Below are 5408 nucleotides of genomic sequence, written 5' to 3'. Positions count from 1 at the left end.
AAACATCGTGCGCGCAGCGCTTCTGTCACTGCCAATTACCCACATCTGCGTCATACCCATCGCCCCCCGGCTTGCCATCCCGACCATAAAACACCAGGTCGTAATTGCCGTGTTCGCCCGGATACTTGTAGCCAAAGTCATGGCCCCACGGGTCCTTGAGCTGCGAGGGCTTTACATAAGGCCCCTGCCAATTGGTGGCATTGGCGGGTTTGCTGACCAGATCACCCAATTGTGCGGGCGGCGAACCGTTGTCCAACGCATAAGAATCGATCGCTTGGCTCAGGGTAGTGAGCTGGGCCTTGCCGGCTCCGTACTTGCCCTTGTCCACGCTGCTGCCGACCTGACGCACCACGATGGCGCCGACGATACCGATCAGCACGATCACTGCCAGCATTTCCAGCAAGGTGAAACCGGCGCTGCGATGAGGGTGACGCAATGACCGGGTCCGTGAGTATCTGTACTGCATAGGTTGGTTTCTCCGTTTCGAAGCGTGCAATAGAGAGCTATGAAATTTGGACAACGCCGATCACTGGATGTTGCTGGTGAGACTGAGCAGCGGTAGCAGAATCGCGGCCATGATGATGGCCACAAAGAACGTCATCACAATGGTGAGCGTAGGCACCAGGGCAGCCAGCAACCGGTCGATAGCGCGCCGGCTTTCGATTTCGAACGTGTCGGCGACCTTGAGCAGCATGGTGTCGAGCTGCCCCGCCTCTTCGCCCACCTGCACCATCTGGATGGCCAGGCGCGGGAAGCGCTGCGATTGCCCCAGCGCAAGGCTCAGGCCATTGCCGCCTTTCACCATCTCGGTGGCCTGCACCAGCGATTCGTCGAGTGCGCGGTTGGATGTCACCATGCGGGCAATACTTAAGGCCGACAACAACGGCACACCGTTTTTCACCAGCGTGCCCAGCGTGCGCGCCAGACGCGCGGTTTCCACTTTCAGCACCAACGGACCGACCATGCGCATTTTCAGCAGACGCTCGTGCCAGGCCAAGCGCAACGCCGGATCGCGCATGCGCGCGCGCCACACCAACACGCCGCCGATGATGATCGCCAGGATCAACCACCACCAGTCTTGCAAGGTTGTGCCGAGGGCGAGCACCGCACGGGTGATGAAGGGAATCGGCACCTGCATGTCCTGGAAGATCGGCACGAACTGCGGCACCACATAAGTCAGCAGCAACAACAACGAACCGAACACACCGACCATCAGGAACGCCGGATAGATCAGCGCGTTGATGATGCTGCCGCGCAACTCCTGCGAGCGTTCGAGATAGTCGGCAAGGCGACGCAGGGTGTCTTCCAGTGAACCGCCGACTTCGCCCGCGCGCACAAGCGCGATGTAGAGCTTGGGAAACACACCGTGCTCTTCATCCATCGCCTGCGACAGCGGTGTACCGCCGCGCACACGATCCCGCACACGCTCAATCAACTTCTTCGCATGCTCGCCCTCGGGCAAATCCATCAGGATGCCGAGTGCGCGATCCAGCGGCTGTCCCGCACCCAGCAGTGTGGCCAGCTGATGCGTGAATTGCGCGAGCTGGTCGCCGCTGAAAGGACCACGCTTCAGAAATCCCGCAAAGCCGCTGCTGCCACCGCCTGCATCGGCAGGTTTGGCTTCGAGCGGCGTGTGGCCCTGATCCTGCAGGCGCACGATCACTTCGTCGAGGCTTGCGGCCTCCATCTGTCCCTGCACGATTTCGCCGGAGGCGCTGACGGCGCGATAGCGGAATTGGCTCATATAAGAACCCGCTCTTGGCGTTCGCTTCCTCTCCCCCGTTTACCAAATTTGTTCACGAGGGAGAGGATTGAGGTGAGGGGCCAATCTTGCGTTGGTGCCGCATCGAAGCGCGCTTCAATGTTGACTCCATGCAAGAACCTCCCCTCACCCCAGCCCTCTCCCCGGAGGGGAGAGGGCGTGAAAGCGGCGACATCAACCCTCCTGCGTAACACGCAACACCTCCTCAATGGTGGTGATGCCTGCCACGGCTTTTGCGATGCCGTCCTCATACATGGTGCGCATGCCTTCGGCGCGCGCCTGGCGTTCGATCTCGCTCGCGTCGGCATGCTGCATCACCAGGCGGCGCAGGGAGTCGCTCATTACCAGGAATTCCATGATGGCGCGCCGGCCGCGATAACCGGTGGGATTGGACGCGCTGCTGCCGGCCTTCCACAAGCGAATGGGTCGCTCGTCGGTGTACTTCTCCAGCTCAAATTCCTTGATCACTTCCGGCGGTGCTTCGTAAGGAGTCGCGGTTTCCGGATCGAGCCGGCGTACCAGGCGCTGCGCAAGAATGCCGTTGACGGTGGAGCCGAGCAGGTAATCTTCCACGCCCATGTCGAGCATGCGCGTCACGCCGCCGGACGCACTGTTGGTGTGCAGCGTAGACAACACCAAGTGACCAGTGAGCGCGGACTGGATCGCGATGCGACAGGTTTCCAGATCGCGCATTTCGCCGATCATGATCACGTCTGGATCCTGGCGCATGATCGAGCGCAGCGCATGGGCGAAATCCAGACCGATCTGCGGCTTCACCTGGATCTGGTTGATACCTTCGAGCTGGTATTCCACCGGATCTTCCACGGTGATGATCTTCACGCCTGGCGTATTGATCCTCGACAGCGCGGTGTAAAGCGTGGTGGTTTTGCCGGAACCCGTGGGACCGGTGACCAGCAGGATGCCGTGCGGGCGCTCCAGCACGTCGACGAAACGTTTCTGGAAGTTGTCGGTGAAACCAAGCGAAGCGAAATCGAACACGACCGTTTCGCGGTCGAGAATACGCATCACCACCGATTCGCCGAAGCTGGTCGGCACGGTGGAAACGCGCAGGTCCAACTCTTTGCCTTGCACGCGCAACTGGATGCGCCCGTCTTGCGGCAGGCGTCGCTCGGCAATGTTGAGCTTGGCCATGATCTTCACGCGGCTGATCACCGCCGCAGTGGAGCTGGAAGGCGGTGCTTCCACTTCATGCAGCACGCCGTCGATGCGGTAGCGCACTTTCAGGCGATTCTCGAACGGCTCGATGTGCACGTCCGATGCGCGCTGTTCCACCGCGCGCTGCAGGATCAAATTCACCAGGCGGATCACCGGCGCTTCGGAAGCCAGGTCGCGCAGGTGTTCCACGTCTTCCTCTTCCGCACTGCTGCCGTCGAGGTTTTCCACGATGGTGCCCATCGCGGATCGGCCCTGGCCGTAATAACGTTCGATCAGGTCGTCGATTTCCGAGCGCAAGCCGATGCACAGCGATACCGGCTTGCCCGAAGCGAGCTGCACGGCGTGCAAGGGATAGGGATCGGCCGGATCGGCCACGACCAGCGCAATGCCATCCTCTCCCACGCGCACCGGCACGACGTGCTGTTGCTTGAGGAAGCGCATGGAAACATCGAGATCGGCCGGCGGCATGTCCGGCACGTCGCGGACCGCCAACAGTGGCGCATGCAGGCGTTCTGCCCAGGCTTCGGCGAGGTCACGCTCGGAGACCAGCCCCAGACGCGCCAGTAGCGCGGTGAGGGTGCCTTCGGGCGCCTCCTCGTGCAGCCGCTTCGCACGTGCCAAATCGTTGTCTTTCAGGCGTCCACGCGCCACCAGCAGCGCGCAGACCGCCGCTTCGTGGTCTTCCGTGTTTTGCATCGTCCCTATGGACGCCGGCTTCAAGGCTGCCGACATGGTTCCACCCCGTTGGTCATACTGCTTTTATGAGTCCCGCCCGCCCGGCGTCCCAATGCGTCGAAAAGGCGAATTCCATTGGTAACACATCCACGAAGCGGCTGGCGAGCCTTGCACGGCAGCCGTTGTCGCGTAGTGATCACCTGTTCACGTGCAAAACCCTGAAAAGCGTAACGCGCATGCAGCATGGATCGAGCTAGATACGAATGAGACAATGAGAGACTGCTTACGTTCTCCGCGTCATCCGCATTGTGTCTGAGCGGTCACCACGCGCTACCGCATGGCGACCGCTCAGGCGCAAGGCGGGCTGCGCGAAGGGCGTAAGCAGACTCCAACTTTTTGAAAGGGTTCTCTCTGCATGCAGCTCGTCGATATCGGGGCCAATCTCACCCACGAATCGTTTCGCCACGACTTTGATGCGGTGCTGCAACGCGCAGCGGCGCATGGGGTGATTCAAATGGTCGTCACGGGCGCGTCACATAGTGGTAGTGATCACGCGCTGGATCTGGCCCGCGCCCACCCGGGCAAACTGTTCGCTACGGCGGGGGTGCATCCACACCATGCGGTCGATTACAACGATTTAACCGACACCCATTTGCGCGAACTGGCGCGTCAGCCGGAAGTACGCGCCGTCGGCGAAACGGGATTGGACTACAACCGCAACTATTCCCCGCGTGATGTGCAACTGGAAGTGTTCGAGCGTCAGTTGCGCATTGCAGTAGACGCAGGTAAGCCGCTGTTCCTGCATCAGCGCGATGCACATCATGACTTTGTCGCCTTGCTCAAGCGCTATCGCGACAAGGTGCCAGCCGTAGTCGTGCATTGCTTTACCGACACGCGCGAAGCCTTGCACGACTACCTCGCCCTGGATTGCTACATCGGCATCACCGGCTGGATCTGCGACGAACGGCGCGGCACGCATCTGCGCGAATTCGTGCGCGAGATTCCGGCAAACAGGCTACTCATCGAAACGGATGCGCCGTATCTGTTGCCGCGCACGGTGCGGCCACAGCCGAGTCATCGACGCAACGAGCCGATGTATCTGAAGCATATCTGCGAGGAGATTGCGCGGGATCGCGGTGAGTCTGCTGATGTAACGGCGGCAAACAGTACAGCTGCCGCGCGTACGTTTTTCGGCTTGCCGGAAATTTGAAACCTTCGGGTAGGTTGGGATGAAAATCCCAACATCGTCATGTCTATGTAGATGGCAATGTTGGGGTTTTCACCCCTACCTACGAATTACCGTGAGAGCACGCGCGTATCGCCTGGTGCCAATCCATCCAGTGTGTAGTCGCCAATCCGCACGCGTATCAATCGCAAGGTAGGAAACCCCACTGCTGCTGTCATTCTGCGTACCTGGCGATTACGCCCTTCGTGCAATGTGATCGACAACCAACTTGTAGGAATGCTCTTGCGGAAGCGCACTGGCGGATCACGCGGCCATAGCCACGACGGTTCCTGTGCGTGCACGGCGATAGTCGGCAAGGTGGGGCCATCGTTCAATACGACACCACGGCGCAACGTCTGCATAGCTTCGTCGCTAAGCGCACCGTCCACCTGCACCAGATAGGTTTTTGGCTGCTTATGTTTCGGATCAGTGAGTCGATGCGCGAGCGCACCATCATCAGTCAGCAGCAGCAAGCCTTCGCTATCGTGATCTAGGCGACCTGCGGGGTAAACATCTTTCTGCCGCACGTACTCGGCCAGCGTGGGGCGGCCGTCGTTAGTGGTGAACTGG

General features: G+C 60.4%; 5 protein-coding genes. 1 reads left to right on the top strand and 4 read right to left on the bottom strand.

Going from position 1 to position 5408, the window contains the following annotated elements; genetic code table 11:
- Nucleotides 1-25: 25 nt before the first annotated feature.
- From gspG to gspE, 3 genes are all read right to left on the bottom strand, one after another.
- The gene (gene gspG, locus QQJ86_RS14050; protein WP_284321583.1) at nucleotides 26-466 is read right to left on the bottom strand and encodes a type II secretion system major pseudopilin GspG; all 441 of its coding nucleotides are present in this window, start codon (nucleotides 464-466) and stop codon (nucleotides 26-28) included.
- A gap of 60 nt (nucleotides 467-526) precedes the next feature.
- On the bottom strand, nucleotides 527-1744 hold the full coding sequence (gspF, locus tag QQJ86_RS14045) for a type II secretion system inner membrane protein GspF (protein WP_284321582.1): 1218 nt from the start codon (nucleotides 1742-1744) through the stop codon (nucleotides 527-529).
- Between the two features lie 192 nt (nucleotides 1745-1936).
- Nucleotides 1937-3670 (bottom strand): type II secretion system ATPase GspE, encoded by a 1734-nt coding sequence (gene gspE, locus QQJ86_RS14040; protein ID WP_423372848.1) that lies wholly within the window; start codon nucleotides 3668-3670, stop codon nucleotides 1937-1939.
- A 358-nt stretch (nucleotides 3671-4028) separates the two neighbouring features.
- On the opposite strand from gspE, the gene QQJ86_RS14035 reads away from it, so the two are divergent.
- Nucleotides 4029-4823, top strand: coding sequence for a TatD family hydrolase (locus QQJ86_RS14035; protein WP_284321581.1), 795 nt, complete (start codon nucleotides 4029-4031; stop codon nucleotides 4821-4823).
- Nucleotides 4824-4909: 86 nt separating this feature from the next.
- Here QQJ86_RS14035 and QQJ86_RS14030 read toward each other — a convergent pair.
- The coding region (locus tag QQJ86_RS14030) for a pseudouridine synthase (RefSeq protein ID WP_284321580.1) at nucleotides 4910-5408 on the bottom strand (499 nt) is incomplete at its 5' end.

Source organism: Dyella acidisoli (assembly GCF_030160295.1).
GTDB lineage: Bacteria > Pseudomonadota > Gammaproteobacteria > Xanthomonadales > Rhodanobacteraceae > Dyella_B > Dyella_B acidisoli.
The sequence above is the reverse complement of the archived record's forward strand: the minus strand, read 5'-3'. Positions and strand labels throughout refer to the sequence as shown.

What these genes read in the sequence shown, in the direction of transcription:
- gspF (WP_284321582.1), bottom strand. Translation starts at nt 1,744, where the DNA reads ATGAGCCAATTCCGCTATCGCGCCGTCAGCGCCTCCGGCGAAATCGTG.
- QQJ86_RS14035 (WP_284321581.1), top strand. Translation starts at nt 4,029, where the DNA reads ATGCAGCTCGTCGATATCGGGGCCAATCTCACCCACGAATCGTTTCGC.
- gspE (WP_423372848.1), bottom strand. Translation starts at nt 3,670, where the DNA reads ATGTCGGCAGCCTTGAAGCCGGCGTCCATAGGGACGATGCAAAACACG.
- gspG (WP_284321583.1), bottom strand. Translation starts at nt 466, where the DNA reads ATGCAGTACAGATACTCACGGACCCGGTCATTGCGTCACCCTCATCGC.